The sequence below is a fragment of the Methanosalsum zhilinae DSM 4017 genome (genome assembly GCF_000217995.1).
Taxonomy (GTDB): domain Archaea; phylum Halobacteriota; class Methanosarcinia; order Methanosarcinales; family Methanosarcinaceae; genus Methanosalsum; species Methanosalsum zhilinae.
This window is the reverse complement of the sequence record NC_015676.1, coordinates 1,965,723-1,982,276: the sequence shown is the minus strand read 5'-3', so window position 1 is coordinate 1,982,276 and position 16,554 is coordinate 1,965,723. Positions and strand designations below refer to the sequence as shown.

Sequence of the window (16,554 nt, the reverse complement as noted above, 5' to 3'; positions counted from 1 at the left end):
TGAAAATGAGAGACGTTGCAATAATTGGAATAAAAAACACAAAATTTGGTGAAATGTGGGACAATTCTTTCAGGGATATATTTGTTGAGGCAGGTGTTGGATCTCTGGAGGATGCAGGTGTTTCCGGAGAGGAGATAGACGGCCTTTATGTAGGAAATATGAGTGGTGGGCAGTTTGTAGAACAGGAACATATCGGTGCCCTTATAGCAGATTACTCCGGACTGGCCAAGAACCTGCATGTACCCTCGACCCGTGTGGAGGCGGCCTGTGCATCAGGCGGTCTTGCCCTCAGGCAGGCAATATTTGGTGTAGCATCAGGATATCAGGATATTGTGGTTGCTGCAGGTGTTGAAAAAATGACCGATGTATCATCTTCAGTGGCTTCTGCAGCACTTGCAGCAGCTTCTGATCGTGAATGGGAAGGTATTATGGGAGCCACATTCCCGGGACTGTATGCCATGATCGCAAGAATGCACATGCATATGTATGGCACCACATCAGAACAGATGGCAGAAGTTGCTGTGAAGAATCATTCATATGGATTAATGAATCCTATATCCCAGTACAGAAAAAAGATAACTGTAGAGGATGTTCTAAGTTCTATAATGGTTGCTGATCCTCTTCACATACTGGACTGCTCCCCAATCACAGATGGTGCATCTTCACTGGTGCTTGCACCTGCAGATGTGGCGCATAAATATACTGATACCCCTGTATATATTAAGGCCAGTGCTCAGGCAAGTGATACAATTTCTCTCCATGACAGGCGTGATATTACTACACTTGATGCAACGGTCGCTGCTGCAAAGAGGGCTTATGAGATGGCAAATCTTGGACCATCTGATATTGATGTTGTTGAACTTCATGACTGCTTTACGATTGCTGAGATATGTGCAATAGAAGATCTTGGATTCGTAGAGAAGGGAGAAGGAGGTCGTTTCACAGAGGATGGGGAAACTGCTATTGGTGGTAAGGTTCCGGTAAATACCTCCGGTGGTTTGAAATCATGTGGTCATCCTGTTGGTGCGACAGGTATAAAACAGGCGGTAGAGATTGTTCACCAGCTAAGAGGTGAGGCAGGAAAGCGACAAGTTCAGAGAGCTAATACCGGGCTTACCCATAATGTGGGAGGTTCAGGTGCAACCGCGGTTGTGCATATATTATCGAGGGAGAGGTGAGATTAATGTCTGTAGCAAGATTCTGGAGAAAACAGATTCAGAGGTACAATCTGATTGGAACGCACTGCAGTAACTGCAATGAATATTTCTATCCTCCGCGCAACATGTGTCCCACATGCAGACGCGATGGAAAGATTGAGTCCTATAAATTCACTGGAAATGGTGAAATCGTATCATTTACAGTTATTCGTACTGCAGCCGAAGGATTTGAACACCAGACTCCCTATGTGCTTGCTATTGTGAAACTGGATGAAGGTGCAAGGCTTACTACCCAGATAGTATGTAATGATCCTTCTCAGATACACATGGGGATGCGTGTGAGACCGGTCTTTAGAAAACTGGGCGATGGCGGAGAGAAGGGAATGATCTATTATGGAACCAAATTTGTACCTGTACAGCCCCTGAAACATGATTGAAATAGAGGTTAAGGTCCGGATTGATCATGAAGCGGTAATTCCTCTGCTGGATGAGATTGGTGCCAGTTTTGAGAGAAAGGAGCATCACAATGACATATATTACAATGCTCCACACCGCGATTTTTCCATGACCGATGAAGCACTTCGCCTACGTGAATGCAATGGCAGGTCATATCTGACATATAAAGGAAAGAAAATGGATGCCATATCCAAGACACGGGAGGAAATAGAAACTCCTGTTATTATGTCTGATATGCAAAACATTCTTGAATTACTGGGTTTTACAGAATCAGGGAATGTCAGGAAGGTTCGTCAGATATTTGAATGTAATGGTTTTACTGTTTCTCTTGACTCTGTAGAGGGTCTTGGAGAGTTTATGGAAATTGAGATCATGTCAGATCTCAATATTGATTATTATCGGAAAAAAATCTTTGAACTTGTGGAACTACTTGGAGCATCATCCTCAGATTCCATCCAGAGATCATACCTTGAAATGCTTCTGGAAATCCAGAACTAATCTCTTTAATAAATTGTGCTGCAATCAGTTTTAGAATTATTCCTGTAAATGAATCTGCAGGATCTGAATGCTGAAACACTGATTGCAGTTTATTCGGGTATTTTCTTTAATGGCTCCCTTTATCCGACCCTCTTTCCAGGCCCAATATCTTTTTCAGGTTGCAGCAGAACTGCATCATCACCTGCAGCAAGTATCATTCCTGCAGATTCAACCCCGCAAAGCTTTACAGGCTTGAGGTTTGTAAGGACCACAATCTCTTTTCCAATCAAATTTTCTGGATCATGGTTTTTCTTTATTCCTGCAACAACCTGCCGTGGTTCATCTTCTCCGATATTTACTTTGAGTTTTAGTAGCTTTTCAGACTTTGGTATGTCCTCTGCTGAAATAATTTTACCTATCCTGAGGTCAAGCTTTGAAAAATCATCAAAGGTAATCTCTTCTTTTGAAGCTGTTTCTTTCTTCATATTTTTGCTCTCCTCTGCTCCGGTGGCTGTTTTAATTCTCTGGTTTGATATCTTTTCCATCTTTTCTATCTTTTCATCCTCTATCTTTTCAAAAAGAAGAGATGGTTTAGGAAGAGGTGTGCCTGCCTCTATTTTTACAGTTGCCTGACTGTATTGCATTGCATGTATATCTCCTTCCAGTCCAAGCTGGCTGTATGCAGATTCCATTTTTTCCGGGAGGATTGGTTCAAAAAGAATTGCCAGAGCTTTAACTATCTGAATACAGTTGGCTATTACCTTTCCACATGCCTCTTTATCACTTTTTATGAGCTTCCAGGGCTCTTTTGCCTGGAAATAGGTGTTTCCGTAAGATGCAAGTGACATTGCAGTATCTGCTGCTCTTTTGAACTCATATTCATCAATTGCTTCTCTGTAATTATCAATTACATTCTGTATTTGATCAGTCACTTCTCTGTCGATATCTCCTGGTGGGATCTGTCCAAAGTTCTTATGGGCAAAAAGTAGTGTTCTGTATACAAAATTTCCAAGTACGCCTACCAGTTCTGTGTTTATTTTTTCCTGGAAAATATCCCATGAAAAGTTGAGTTCCTTTGTATGTGATGTATAGCTTGCAAGATAATATCTCAGAAGGTCAGGGTGGAATCCATGTTCCAGATAATCTTCATCGACCCATACTACATATCCACGGCTCTTTGAGAATGTCTTGCCTTCTATCTTGAGCATCCCGGATGCAACAACCGACCAGGGAAGAGTGTATCCTGCACCCTTTAACATGGACGGCCAGAAGATGCAGTGGTGGTAGATGATATCTCCTCCGATAAAATGAATTATGCGAGAATCACCTTTCCAGAATTTTTTCCAGTCTTCATTGTTCTTATTTGCCCACTCCTCTGTAAATGCTATATACCCAATAGGGGCATCAACCCATACATATACTACCAGATCATCGCGTCCTGGAAATGGAACGCCCCATTCAAGCGTTCTGCTGATACACCAGTCATCGAGTCTCTTATTTACCCAACCCAGGGCATAGTTTCTTGCATTGATTGTTCCTTCAAGCTTATTGAGGTATGTCTCAAGGAAGTCACTAAATCCTGAAAGTTTGAAAAAATAGTGTTCCTGCTCACGGTACTGGGCCTCTCCTCCGCAGATGGTACAGAGGGGTTCAAGCAGTTCTCCAGGTTCAAGATGTTTTCCACATCCCTGATCACATTCGTCACCTCTTGATCTTTCTCCACAGTGCGGACACATTCCCTCAACATACCGGTCTGGCAGGAAACGTCCACATTCAGGACAGTATGCGATCTCAATGACCTTAGGGTATACATAGTCACGGTCAATAAGAGTATTCAAGATCTCATGGGTACGATTATGGTTTTCCGGATCATCTGTGGTACCGAATGCATCGAAATATACATTCATATCTTTGAATATCTGATCAAAATGTGTGTGATACTTTTCAACAAGTTCTTTTGGGCTGATCCCCAGTTTTTCTGCATTCAGTACTACAGGTGTCCCATGTGTGTCAGAACCACAAACAAAGGTTACTTCCTGGCCTGTTTTCTTCAGAGAACGGACATAGATATCTGCCGGGACATAGGTCCTGAGATGACCTATATGTGCTTTCCCGTTGGCATATGGAAGTCCGCATGTGACCAGTACAGGTTTATCTGATGGAAATTTTGGCATATTTTATCTCCTTAATGTGATATGATCGATCAATGAACTTATGGATTTATGCATGGTATGCAGTTTTAAAATATATTTCGCTGCTTTGCAGTTAGAACTGGTGAAAAATATACATATCATTGTATTAATCGATATGGGTAAATAATAGGGTTTACTATATTGAAATAGAAATTTTGAAATGCTCTGCTTAGTTAGCAATGAGGTATTAAATGAGTTTTGAGGATGATTCAGATTATAAAAATAAAGATGAGTTGAAAATATCAGATCGTTCTGATGGAACAGATCATCCAGTATCTGATAACGACCTGGAATCATCATTTCGTGATGGAATGCATGAAACTGATTCCAGGCTAAATGATGATACAAAGTCATCAGAAGAATATACAGAGGATAGTGTTTTATCTTCCACCTCTGATCATTTATCTTCTTCTGAAATCCCTATTAAGAATACGGTAAATGAAAATGCGCCTGGCTGCAGCAATAAAGGTGGGCGGATCAAATGTCTGAGCGTGATACTTGCCCTCCTGATTGTCATTGGTGCCTCTCTTGCTATTATTTTTTATTCGCTTGACGGAGGCATATACTCTGGAAGGGACAAGGTCGGTGTGATCTATGTTCAGGGAACTATGGTAACAGGAAATGTTCCTTCAGGAATGGGGGTCGCAGCATCAGAAGAAATTTCTGAAAGTCTCCAAAGAGCTACAGCTGATGATAGTGTAAAGGCCATAGTCCTTAGAATAAACAGTCCTGGTGGATCCCCTGCAGCATCTGAGGAGATAGTAAGAGAAATCTCAAAAGTTCAGGACAAAGGTATTCCTGTGGTGGTATCGATGGGTGATTCTGCAGCCAGCGCAGCGTATTATATCTCAGCATCAACAGATTATATTATGGCAAATCCTTCAACAGTTACAGGAGCCATTGGTGTTATGTGGGTATTTCAGGACCTTTCATCATTTTATGAGGATGAGGGCATAGATTTCCATGTTGCAAAATCCGGTGAGTTCAAGGATATGGGTGTGCCCTGGAGGGAACTGACCGATGCAGAAAAAGAATATGCAGACCGTGTTGTGATGGAACTGTTCGATCACTTTGTAGATGAGGTTGCACATGGACGTGACATGAGTCGCAGCGAGGTTAAAGATCTGGCAGATGGGAGAATATATACCGGACATGCTGCAAAGGAACTTGGACTTATCGATGATTTTGGAAACCTATATGATGCCATTGAGAAGGCTGCTGAGCTGGGAGGTATTGAGAATGATTATCAGGTGGTTTACATAAACCGTCCTACACTCTCCAGACTGCTGTTTGGTTCTGAGAACCAGCAACATGTAAATGAACTAGAATTCGCAGATACGATGGCTTTTGATCCTATGGAAGAAAGCAGGTTTGGTAAACTTATTGCATGAGATATTCAATGTAATATTCAAGATTGGTGGACGTGTGATCTGAAATAGCTGTATACCTCTTTAGTGTGGTTCAGAACATAGGTATTCTGCATTAAGAGAAATTGTTATGAACATTAAATGAGAATGGATATCAGATTTTAGATGGTGGAGGCAGACAAATGACTGATACAAATTATAAAGCAAAACCCGGCTCATTATTGTTTGAGAGCCTGATGGATAAAGAGACCATTATACTTGCGATAAATCCCCGTATATCTCTGCTAAATAAGGGTATACTAAAAGCTGCAAAGGACATGGATGCACCTATTATACTGGAACTTGCAAAGTCTGAGTGTAATCTTGAAGGTGGCTATACTGGCTTTACTCCTTCTGAGTTTTCAAAGAGGGCTTATGAATCAGCTGAGGAGATTGGTATTGATATATGGTCTCTGCATGCAGACCACATTGGTATTAAAAAAGGTACGGATGAGGAAATCGAATCTATCAAAAAGCTTGTAAAGGCTCAGATTGATGCAGGATATACATCTTTTGCTATTGATGCATCACATCTGTTCAATTTCCGTGGTGGAAATCTTCGTGAGGAACTTAAGGATAATATTGAGGCAACCACAAAGGTGGCCAGGTTCATTGATGAACAGATGGAAGATAGGGATTATGGTCTTGAAGTTGAAGTTGGCGAGATCGGCAGAGAGGACGAATATGGCAGGGTTCTGACACAGCCAGAGGAAGCAGTGACATTCATAAAAGCATTGAATGAGAACGGTGTCTATCCTCAGGTTCTGGCGATTGCAAATGGAAGTGCACATGGTAATACATATGATGAATATGGGCATCTCATTGAGCAGGTTTCCATTGATATTCCACAGACCATGGCAGTTGCCAGGGCACTAAGGGACAATAATCTGAATGTAAGAATTGCCCAGCATGGTATAACCGGCACTCCAATAGAGATGATCCATAACCATTTCCCGCATGGTGATATTATTAAGGGGAATGTGGGTACCTTTTATCTGAATCTTGTATGGGATGTATTAAAGGTGTTTGAACCACAGCTCTATGGTGATATATGGGACTGGACCATTGAAAACTTCAGTGAGAAATACCCTGATAAATCTGAAAATGAGATTTTTGGCAAGTACAGCAAATATGCTATAAAGGAATTCTTTGACAGGATTTATTCTGTAGGTGACGATACCATAAGAGCTGTTGAATCACGGGCGTATGCAGATACCCTTGTGTTCTTAAAGGCATTCAAAGCAGCGGGTATGGCTGAGCACGTCCGCAAGAATCTTTGATTATGGTAAAAGAAAAAAAATATTTGCCATCTCTTTATATGGGATGGCCAGAGATATTTTTCATCAGTCGGTAAGTGATATAAGTACTGCCAGATCTTCATGGGCTCTGATGGAATGGGGGGCATTGGCGGGCATATATATGAACACACCGGGCTCAAGCTGAATGTCTTCATCATATAGTCTGAATGTACCGGTCCCCTTCAATACATATACTGTACCGCTTCTGGTTGAAGTATGGGTCTCGATATCTGTGCCTGATGAAAGGCACATTAGTGTATAGTTCGAATTATCTGATTTTGCAAGTACTGTGCTGAATATTCCTTCTTCAGGAAACTGCATGATCTCATTGAGATTCTTTGAATATCCTTCTTTACTGGTCATTTTACCTCACCATGATATATTTTGGTTGCTTGATACGTTAATGTTCTGCAGGTTAATTATTTACAGAACTACTAAATACTTTATCCATTATATCGCAGACCTCTTCATCACTGACCTGTCTGAAATCTTCGTACCACCTACCTACACCAAAGAAGGGCTCTGGACTTATGGCGCAGATAATCTCATCTGCTACATCTTCCAAAGAATTGTATGCATCAGGAGAACATGTAGGAACTGCAACTATTATCTGCGATGGTCCTTTTGTTCTGACAGCTTCAGCAGCTGCTCTCATGGTTGCACCGGTTGCCAGCCCATCATCTATCAGTATAACTGTTCTGTTCCTTAGATCAGGGATTGGCCGGTTTGCACGATATATATTATTTCTCCGGTCAAGTTCCCTTTTCTCAGAATCAGTTACCTGATCGATCTTCTTATCCGGGATATGCAAAGATTTGATTATGTCTTCATTGAGTACTCTGATATTGCCTGAAGCAATTGCACCCATTGCAAGTTCTTCATTTCCCGGAACTCCCAGTTTCCGAACCAGTAACAGATCCATTTCCACTCCAATTTTTCTGGAAACTTCAAAAGCTACAGGCACACCTCCTCTGGGAAGTGCAAGAATAATTACATCTTTGTTTTCGCCATATTCTGAAAGTTTCTCAGAAAGCACCTGCCCTGCATGGACTCTGTTCTTAAATATCCGCATATTTCCCATCTCCCTATCTGAAATTGTTTTTGATAAGTTATATAAATATCCAATTGAAGAACATTTCCTCGGAGGGTGTAATTTGTGATTATTCGCTCAAATCATGAGTAAATCTTATATAATATTAATTCATACTAATGTCTGCTAAGGTTTGATACTATTTTGGTATATATTAACAGCATGTATGGTTTCCATTTTTGCAGTTTTTTGCCAATACAGTAGATGATCTGGCAGAATATACTATATTAAGGACGTGTATTGTTTGTTTGGAGATATGAAGCCATCTGCTCCAGTAGAAGCTGGAAAAGAATATGAAGTAACGATTGAAGATATTGCAAAAGAAGGCGACGGTATTGCTCGTGTACAGGGATTTGTAATTTTTGTTCCAGATACCGAAGTTGGAGATACTGTCAATATCAAGGTTAATAGAGTGATGCGAAAGTTTGCTTTTGGAGAAGTTGTATAATTATTTTGTAACTTTCCTTTAACTTTTTTAATTCACATTAAGGTGCAGGATCTTTATCCTCACCAAAAACTATTTTGTAATTATTTTATAACGCTAGTTTGATGACGTTCTTTTATGTCCCTACTCAGGATCCTGATATTTTGCGGTAATTCTAAAGATCAGAAAATTATTTCCAGAAACATCAATTAAAATATTTTCCGCGCCAGTCTAAAAAATGAGAACTGGCCTGATCCATGATCAGGCTGTTATTGAGTCATAAGTTTTGTGAGACTGTTTCTGGCATCAGTGATCTCATCAAGGGCGAGTCTGATAGTTGTATTTTTGTGCATGATGTTCAGGCAATCTCCGCCTACTGTACCTATAATAGTACAGGGTATTCCTTTCGATTCTAGGATCTCTGTAACAGTTTCAGGCCTTGATGAGGTTACAATTGCACGGCCATGAGATTCTGAGAACAGTATCTCATCAAGCCGGATAGCCTGATTGATATTGTCAAGTTCAATGGATGCACCCATATGACTGCACATTTCACACAGTGCAACTGCAAGCCCGCCGGATGATATGTCATGTGATGAACTGATTGAGTCTTTTTGCACTATTTCAATGATTCCTTCTATAATATCATTGATGTTTTCCGGTACTGAAGGGACACGTCCTCTGTCCTTGATGTCCAGAAGTCGATAATATTCACAACCACCCATTTCATCGGCAGTCTCTCCAATAAGTATTATGGAATCACCAGGAGCATTGAAACCTGATCCTGGCAGACTATCAACATTCTCTGTAATTCCTACGATCCCAATCGATGGGGTAGGTGCAACTGAAGTATTATATTCTTCACTCTGATTGTAAAGGGATACATTTCCTCCAACTACAGGAATAGATAGCATCCGGGCAGCATCGCCCAGTCCCAGTATGGCCTGTTTGAACTGCCAGTATATCTCCGGTTTTTCAGGATTTCCAAAGTTGAGGCAGTCCACAATTGCAAGGCCCTTTGCACCTTTTACTGCAATATTCATTGCATTTTCCACTACTGTACCCAATCCGCCTCTGTATGGATCAAGCAGTGTATGAATAGGATTGCATCCGCAGGAAAGGACAAGTCCTTTCTCTCCTATATTCAGGACGGATGCATCATCACCGGGCTTTACCAGCGTTCTGATCTGGACTTCATGATCGTATTGGCGATATATCCATTGTTTGGATGCCATTGTATGCGAGGAAACAATCTCCAGAATGATTTTTTTCAGATCCTCTGGTATTTCTGGCCTGTCCCCTTCATCTCTTATTTCTGGCTTCTGTGCAGGTCTTTCAAAGGTAGGTGCACCTTCAGTTAGCAGTTTTATAGGGATGTCAGCTACAACCTTTCCTTCAAATTCTACCTTATATTTTTCATCGGATGTGATTTCCCCGATAACACTTGAGTTGAGATCATACTTGTCAGCAATCTCCAATACCCTATCCACATTTTCAGGTTTAACCTCCATAAGCATACGTTCCTGAGATTCGGCTATAAGTATCTCATAGGGTGTCATGTTACTCTCACGCTGGATCACATTATCTGCAATTATGTATATTCCAAGATCTCCCTTTGATCCCATCTCGGAGCTGGCACCTGCAAGTCCTGCAGCACCCAGGTCTCTGCAAGCTGCTACATATCCTTTATTGATACATTCGAGAGTTGCTTCTATGAGAAGTTTTTCTGTATAGGGGTCTCCTATCTGGATACTTGGTCTTTCACTTGCTTCTGCATCATGGGAGAGGTCTCTGGATGCAAAGGAAGCTCCACCAAGTCCATCCCTGCCTGTAGCAGCACCTACCAGAACCAGCTTATTGCCTGCTTCTTTTGCATCTGCAGTGACAACATTGTCCTTATTGGCAAGGCCAATACATACAACATTTACCAGCGGATTTCCACTGTAGGATTCATCAAAGAAGGCTTCTCCTCTGACAACAGGCACTCCTATACAGTTTCCATAACCTGCAATCCCTTCAATGATATGTTCAAAAAGATAGAGGTTTTTTGGGATATCAAGTGTGCCAAAGTATAAGGGATCCATGAGCGCTATGGGTCTTGCACCCATTGATACAATATCTCTGACAATTCCTCCAACACCGGTTGCTGCACCGTTGTAGGGGTCTACATATGATGGATGATTGTGGCTTTCCATTCCAATTGCTATTACCCTTTCATCATCAAATCTTACAATGGCTGCATCGTCCCCGGGACCTATTATTACATTGTTTCCGGATGTGGTGAAAGTTCTAAGAAGCGGTGCACTTGAACGATAGGAACAGTGCTCGCTCCATAGATTTATAAAGCAACCCTGTTCAACCAGATTCGGTTCTCTTCCCATCTTCTGTGTAATTATTTTAAGATCCTGTTCAGGTAACATCCTAGTTCCTCAAGTTATTCGTGTAAAATAATATTTCTGGTATATTGGCAGATAATTGACTGATAGTATCTTCGCATAATATTAGATTGTATAATAAACTTTCACAAAACTGGTTATGTAATATTAATATTGATCGCTTAATCAGTCCCACTCCTGAAGGATAGTTTTTCACCGGCTTTCAGGCTGCTTTTTGAAGCCATGCCTGCATTCATTTCTATAATGTATCTGGTATCACGGGACCAGGCAAATCCTGTCCATGGTCTGAGAGTGGATATTTTCAGGATATTTTTGTTTTCATCAAGAAACAGGACATCAATGGGAAAGTTTACAAAAAGCATATGTATTGATATTGTTTTAGCTTTATCCATTACAAATATGAGAGCTGATTCCATAGGTAGCTGTTTTCTAAACATCAACCCCTTTATCTGTTGAAAGTAACTTTCTGCAAATTCCACGTCCGATGCAATGCATTCACCATTAGCTTTTAATATCATTGTTGATTACTCTATACACTGTTGTAATTTATAAACAACGGTACAGTCATGAAATAATCGGAGGAAAAATCAGAAGATGAGTTCAGAGATGTGTCACGTTTGTGGATTGCCAGAAGAGCTGTGCATCTGCGAGGAAGTGGCAAAGGAACAACAGAGAATTATAGTTAAAGTAAATAGAAGAAGATATGGAAAGGAAGTCACAGTTGTTGAGGGCTTCGATGCTAATGAAATTGATCTCCATGAACTTTCTACTTACTTGAAATCAAAATTTGCATGCGGGGGAACTGTTAAGGGTAATGCCATTGAATTGCAGGGAAATCACCTTAGCAGAATGAAAGAGGTTCTGGTCAAGAAGGGCTTTTCACCGGATCAGATTAAAAATTAAATTAATGAATATGCGACTTAAGAACATCTAATTTTGTTTTGACTTTTCTAATATGATAAATAAATCTGCCAGAACAGATATCTATTTATCGAAAGGAGCATCTATTTTAACCTGATAATTATGAAACGAATTTATATGGATCATGCAGCAACAACAGGTGTTGATCCTCAGGTGCTGGATGCCATGCTCCCTTATTTTACTGAAAAGTATGGCAATCCTTCAAGCCTTCATTCCTTTGGTACAGAAGCCGCAGAAGCTCTCGAAAATTCCCGCCGGATATTGGCAGATTCAATTGGTGCAAAGCCTGAAGAGATTGTATTTACTTCTGGGGGAACCGAGTCTGATAATCTTGCAATAAAAGGAATTGCTTACAGGAACTCTGAAAAAGGGAAACATATAATTACGTCCCAGATCGAGCATCCAGCAGTTCTTAACACCTGCAAGTATCTGGAAAAAAAAGGGTTTGAAATAACCTATGTACCGGTGGATGAATATGGTATCATTGATATGGATGAGCTTAGAAATTCGCTCCGTGAGGACACGATACTGATAACTGTAATGCATGCAAACAATGAAATAGGTACTCTTGAACCGATTTCCCAGATAAGCAAAATTGCAAAAGAGAAGGGTATATATTTGCATACCGATGCAGTGCAATCCGTGGGTAAGATCCCGGTCAATGTTGATGATCTGGGAGTTGACATGCTTTCAATGTCCTCTCACAAAATCCATGGACCAAAGGGTGTTGGTGCACTGTATATTAGAAAAGGCACTAAATTAGAGCCATTATTGCATGGAGGAGGACATGAAAGAGGTCTTCGCTCAGGAACTGAGAATATTGCAGGAATTGTCGGTTTTGCAGAGGCTCTTTCAATGGCTGTTGAGAACCTTGATAAGAACTCAAAATATATTCTCAATTTGAGAAATTCCCTGATCAACAAACTTGAGGAGAGAATTGATGATCTCTATCTTAACGGACATCCCACCCAATGTCTTCCAAATATAGCCAACATAAGGTTCAGTTTTGTTGAAGGAGAATCCATGGTACTGATGCTTGATATGGAGGGTGTGGCAGTTTCCACAGGATCTGCATGTTCATCCAAATCACTTGAAGCTTCACATGTCTTAAAGGCTATCGGCCTTAAACCAGAGGATTCACATGGATCTCTGCGTTTTTCAATGGGCAAGAACAATACAATGGAGGATGTTGACTTTGTGGTAGAGCTGCTTGTGGACATTGTTACAAAGCTTCGTGGAATGTCACCTCTTGCTCGAAAATAATTGGATCTGAAACAATGAGGATGATAATATGTACAGTAAAAAAGTAATGGATCATTTCAAAAATCCACGCAATGTTGGAGAGATAGAGGATGCAGATGGTGTAGGTGAAGTAGGAAATCCGGCATGTGGAGATATGATGACTATCTACATCAAGGTAAAGGACGATATTCTGGAGGACGTAAAGTTTAAAACATTTGGATGTGGAGCTGCAATTGCGACCTCCAGTATGATAACCGAGATGGCAAAAGGTAAAACTATAGAAGAGGCTCTCAGGATTACACGTGATGAAGTTGCAGATGAACTTGAAGGCCTGCCTCCTGTAAAAATGCACTGTTCAAATCTTGCAGCAGATGGCCTGCATGCTGCCATTGAAGATTATCTTAAGAAGAATAAGGATCAATAGCTGCAGGTGTAAATACTATTAGAGGATTTTTCGATGAAAACATCATGTGAGATCATGGTACAAAAGATTCTGCCTGCTATCAGGGTGGAACTGACCCGTTCTCTGATCATGGATTATGGATGTAACCAGCAAAGGGTTGCTGAAATGCTTGGACTGTCAAGAGCAGCCGTTTCTCAGTATATGAGTGAAAAGAGAGGGGCTGATATAGGCTTCTCTGAGGAAACGCAGAAGGAAATATCAAAGCTTGCTTCAAGGCTGATGGAAGGTATCTCTGAAAAAGAGAAGGTAACTGGTATGTGTCATGTATGTAAGTTTGTACAGAAATCAGGCTGGCTATACAAAAAAGGTGTTCTTGAAGAGTATGGCTGTGTAATGTGCGGGGACAGTGAATAATTGTCACATAGATGTATAAAGTGCAAGGGAAAAGGTCTTTGTGGCAGACCTTTATGTCCTATTGTGGAAAAGATCAGTGATATAGAATCAATTTCTTCGGTTTTCAAAGACAATAAATCTATTTTCGGTGCATCTCCTCCTGCGGTTTTTGTTGGAAGATATGGATATCCTGACGTACAGGCAGGCCCCATGATCCCACCTGAGATCAGAGGCGTGGATGCTATCAGTTTTGATGATCCCCGGCAACTGTGTGATCTTGATATCAGGAATGTTATAGCTTCACGTACCCGGCTTATCAGGGCAAACACCTGTTTAAATGTCACAGATGCCGGTAAGTCAGTCCATAAAAATCCTCTTCTTCTAAAATCTCAGGAGATCGCTCTTTCAAAGAACCCTGTTGATACTGAAGCATGGTTTTCCAGGTCACCATCCCGGGATATGCATTTTGATGATGTTCTAACTCCGATGGGTCCTTCAGGTATTATTGAGAAACTGGACGTTGTGGACAATCCTTCAGTACCAAGAAAAGTTGATTACCTTGCCTATGACACCGATGCAAGTGCAGAAGATGCAGTCAGTGAACTGTATTCAGGTAACATACCTGTCCATCATATAACACATCTGCTTTCAATTGGGCTGCTTGGTAAACAGAGGCGTCTGGTACCCACCAGATGGTCGATAACAGCAGTCGACGACATGGCTGGAAAAAAACTGATTGAAAAGATCAGGGACTATCCTCAGATATCTGATTTTACTCTTTTCTCAGGTGAACTATTCGGTAATTATTTTGAAGTTTTGCTTATTCCCAGAACATATTCCTTTGAACTCATTGAGGCATGGATGCCCAGAGCTGTCTGGTCAGGAGATGAAATATGGGTTGGATCAGATCATGAAACAGTTTCGGGAAAAAAGGGATATTCAACTCTGGCAGGAGGGTATTACTCTGCAAGACTGGCAGCGCTTGAATATCTATTTAGTATACACAGACAGGCCTCAATATTTATTGTACGGGAGATTAGACCGCAATACTGGGCTCCGCTTGGAGTCTGGGTGGTCAGGGAAGGTGTTCGCAGAGCGCTTAACAGAGATCCAGAACATTTTTCATCAATTGAAGAAGCCCTGAAATGCATGTCTATGCGTCTTGAAACACATGAGTCCAGGTGGCGGCCAGAGGCAAAATTACTGGATGAGATTAAATGTCAGCGCACACTTGACCATTTTATTTAATTGTTCAAATTTCCGTCTTCTTTTACTGCTTTTAGCAGTTCTATAACTGAATAGGCTGCCCTTGTAATACCCATGCTTCGGTTATCAGTATCTGTTCCTGCAAGATACAGGTTTTTTATAGGTGTCCTGACATTTGCGAATTTTCCATTAATGGTAACCGCACCTTTTTCAGGGACTCCAATCTGTTCATGTTTCATTTCTATGTGTTTTTCAATACCAGGTACTGCTCTGTATATAGTATTGTATGCTTTTTCAATCTCAGCCTTTTCAGAATTATTGCTGTCAATTATAAATGCAAATCCTACAAGCTGCTTTCCCTTTGGTGCAAGGGATGAATCATAGTTACTGATAGGCATTGCCCAGTATGGGAAATCCTTAAACCAGATCTCTGAACCAATGTAGCTGAACTCTTCCATAACCTGATCCAGTCCAAGCCAGATGGTAAGGCTTTTTGTTTGATCGATTTCATCAAGCTCCTGTATATAGGATGCAGGTAGCTGTTCTGTCATTTTCGGGAGGTGCTTTGCAAAGCCGGTATGAATTACCATATTTGAATGGTAGGTATCATCTGCTTCCACACCTATTGCCTTTCCATTCTCTGTAATAATTCTGTTCACCCTGTTCTCAGTCATTATCTCCACGCTATCTGGCAGTGACTGGAGTATGGTGTTAAGCAATGCCTTTAGACCCTGTCTTGGATATCCCTGGGAACAGCTGGCCTGGTTGGTTGCCAGTCTTCCAAAAGATGTCAGTGGAACAGAGAAAGTACTCATACGGCTGTGCAATGGTTTGTGAAGATTTGAGGGTATGAGTGACTGGAGTATAGATTCTGTCTGCTTTCTCTCAAATTTACCCATATCCATTTCAAACTGTTCCTGTGTGATACTGTCCCTGACAAAGGCACTTCCTGTCAATATCCTGTGAACAGATGTCTCCTTCATTGATTTTCCCGAAAGAAAATAGCAGATAGCATTGACAAAGTCACAGGTATCATTAGATAAAGTTTTAGGAAGTGTATCATAAACTGATTGCTTTGAGAGGTCCATTCCAAATGTGGAAAGTGTAAGTGCCTTTGTGATTCCCTGAGCAATTATCAGACGGTCCCGTTTTGGAAGTGCATCAAATGTAATGAATTCTTTCAGGTTGGAGGGGACAACCATAAAATTCTTTTCTGTTCTGGCAAAATAATTTCCATAGTTTTCAAATACAGGGACATAATCAAAATAATTGTCCATAAGTCGTTTGAGTGGCCCAACTTCCAGGTGGGTTATTGCATGGGGGCCTGTATCAACCTGATACCCATCAACGTTATAGCTGTTACACTGCCCTCCAATAGTCATTCCTTTTTCAAGTACAAGTACTTTGTTGCCGTGTTTTGACAATGTAAGTGCACAGAGCAGTCCGCTGACTCCTGCACCTACAATGATCACGTCATATTTCATTTTGTAATT

Annotated in this window: 17 protein-coding genes; 11 read left to right on the top strand and 6 right to left on the bottom strand. The window is 41.0% G+C overall.

The annotated features are described in order from the left end of the window. The first annotated feature begins 5 nt into the window (after window positions 1-5). The 3 genes from MZHIL_RS09405 to cyaB are packed head-to-tail and all read left to right on the top strand — an operon-like array spanning window position 6 to window position 2,111. Entirely contained in the window at window positions 6-1,178 is a 1,173-nt protein-coding gene (locus tag MZHIL_RS09405; RefSeq protein WP_013899142.1) for a thiolase domain-containing protein, read from the top strand. A gap of 5 nt (window positions 1,179-1,183) precedes the next feature. Then, window positions 1,184-1,594, top strand: a complete 411-nt coding sequence (locus MZHIL_RS09400; RefSeq protein WP_013899141.1) for a Zn-ribbon domain-containing OB-fold protein — start codon at window positions 1,184-1,186, stop codon at window positions 1,592-1,594. After that, window positions 1,587-2,111 carry a class IV adenylate cyclase gene (cyaB, locus tag MZHIL_RS09395; RefSeq protein WP_013899140.1) on the top strand — a complete coding sequence of 175 codons (525 nt, stop codon included), beginning with the start codon at window positions 1,587-1,589 and terminating at the stop codon, window positions 2,109-2,111. The genes MZHIL_RS09400 and cyaB overlap by 8 nt, the downstream gene beginning before the upstream one ends. A 119-nt stretch (window positions 2,112-2,230) precedes the next feature. Here the strand turns inward: cyaB and metG are convergent, their stop codons facing one another. Beyond that, on the bottom strand, window positions 2,231-4,264 hold the full coding sequence (metG, locus tag MZHIL_RS09390; RefSeq protein ID WP_013899139.1) for a methionine--tRNA ligase: 2,034 nt from the start codon (window positions 4,262-4,264) through the stop codon (window positions 2,231-2,233). A 209-nt stretch (window positions 4,265-4,473) separates the two neighbouring features. Here metG and sppA point away from each other — a divergent pair, with 209 nt between their 5' ends. Both sppA and MZHIL_RS09380 read left to right on the top strand, forming a co-directional pair. Further along, window positions 4,474-5,673: a signal peptide peptidase SppA gene (gene sppA, locus MZHIL_RS09385; protein ID WP_013899138.1), complete on the top strand. Its 1,200-nt coding sequence runs from the start codon at window positions 4,474-4,476 to the stop codon at window positions 5,671-5,673. Between the two features lie 158 nt (window positions 5,674-5,831). Beyond that, the gene (locus tag MZHIL_RS09380) at window positions 5,832-6,968 is read left to right on the top strand and encodes a class II fructose-bisphosphate aldolase (RefSeq protein ID WP_013899137.1); all 1,137 of its coding nucleotides are present in this window, start codon (window positions 5,832-5,834) and stop codon (window positions 6,966-6,968) included. A gap of 63 nt (window positions 6,969-7,031) precedes the next feature. Here MZHIL_RS09380 and MZHIL_RS09375 read toward each other — a convergent pair whose 3' ends face one another. Further along, complete coding sequence (locus tag MZHIL_RS09375; protein ID WP_013899136.1) at window positions 7,032-7,349, bottom strand: cupin domain-containing protein; 318 nt, start codon at window positions 7,347-7,349, stop codon at window positions 7,032-7,034. Between the two features lie 52 nt (window positions 7,350-7,401). Continuing rightward, on the bottom strand, window positions 7,402-8,058 hold the full coding sequence (locus MZHIL_RS09370; RefSeq protein WP_013899135.1) for a phosphoribosyltransferase: 657 nt from the start codon (window positions 8,056-8,058) through the stop codon (window positions 7,402-7,404). Between the two features lie 274 nt (window positions 8,059-8,332). Between MZHIL_RS09370 and MZHIL_RS09365 the strand changes: the two genes are divergently transcribed. Further along, on the top strand, window positions 8,333-8,524 hold the full coding sequence (locus MZHIL_RS09365) for a TRAM domain-containing protein (RefSeq protein WP_013899134.1): 192 nt from the start codon (window positions 8,333-8,335) through the stop codon (window positions 8,522-8,524). A gap of 245 nt (window positions 8,525-8,769) precedes the next feature. Here the strand turns inward: MZHIL_RS09365 and purL are convergent, their stop codons facing one another. Then, a complete protein-coding gene (gene purL, locus MZHIL_RS09360) occupies window positions 8,770-10,920 on the bottom strand; it encodes a phosphoribosylformylglycinamidine synthase subunit PurL (protein WP_013899133.1) in 2,151 nt (716 codons plus the stop codon). A 137-nt stretch (window positions 10,921-11,057) separates the two neighbouring features. Beyond that, window positions 11,058-11,414, bottom strand: a complete 357-nt coding sequence (locus tag MZHIL_RS09355) for a DUF192 domain-containing protein (protein ID WP_013899132.1) — start codon at window positions 11,412-11,414, stop codon at window positions 11,058-11,060. 76 nt (window positions 11,415-11,490) lie between these two features. Between MZHIL_RS09355 and yciH the strand changes: the two genes are divergently transcribed. From yciH to MZHIL_RS09330, 5 genes are all read left to right on the top strand, one after another. Further along, a complete protein-coding gene (gene yciH / locus MZHIL_RS09350; protein WP_013899131.1) occupies window positions 11,491-11,799 on the top strand; it encodes a stress response translation initiation inhibitor YciH in 309 nt (102 codons plus the stop codon). A gap of 120 nt (window positions 11,800-11,919) precedes the next feature. Continuing rightward, window positions 11,920-13,080, top strand: coding sequence for a cysteine desulfurase NifS (nifS, locus tag MZHIL_RS09345; protein WP_048815568.1), 1,161 nt, complete (start codon window positions 11,920-11,922; stop codon window positions 13,078-13,080). Window positions 13,081-13,108: 28 nt separating this feature from the next. After that, window positions 13,109-13,483 (top strand): Fe-S cluster assembly scaffold protein NifU, encoded by a 375-nt coding sequence (gene nifU, locus MZHIL_RS09340; RefSeq protein WP_013899129.1) that lies wholly within the window; start codon window positions 13,109-13,111, stop codon window positions 13,481-13,483. 33 nt (window positions 13,484-13,516) lie between these two features. Then, a complete protein-coding gene (locus MZHIL_RS09335; RefSeq protein ID WP_013899128.1) occupies window positions 13,517-13,876 on the top strand; it encodes a transcriptional regulator in 360 nt (119 codons plus the stop codon). Then, the gene (locus MZHIL_RS09330; RefSeq protein ID WP_013899127.1) at window positions 13,877-15,103 is read left to right on the top strand and encodes an Nre family DNA repair protein; all 1,227 of its coding nucleotides are present in this window, start codon (window positions 13,877-13,879) and stop codon (window positions 15,101-15,103) included. On the opposite strand, the gene MZHIL_RS09325 is transcribed toward MZHIL_RS09330, so the two are convergent. After that, window positions 15,100-16,545, bottom strand: coding sequence for a phytoene desaturase family protein (locus MZHIL_RS09325; protein WP_013899126.1), 1,446 nt, complete (start codon window positions 16,543-16,545; stop codon window positions 15,100-15,102). The genes MZHIL_RS09330 and MZHIL_RS09325 overlap by 4 nt on opposite strands. Between the last annotated feature and the right edge of the window lie 9 nt (window positions 16,546-16,554).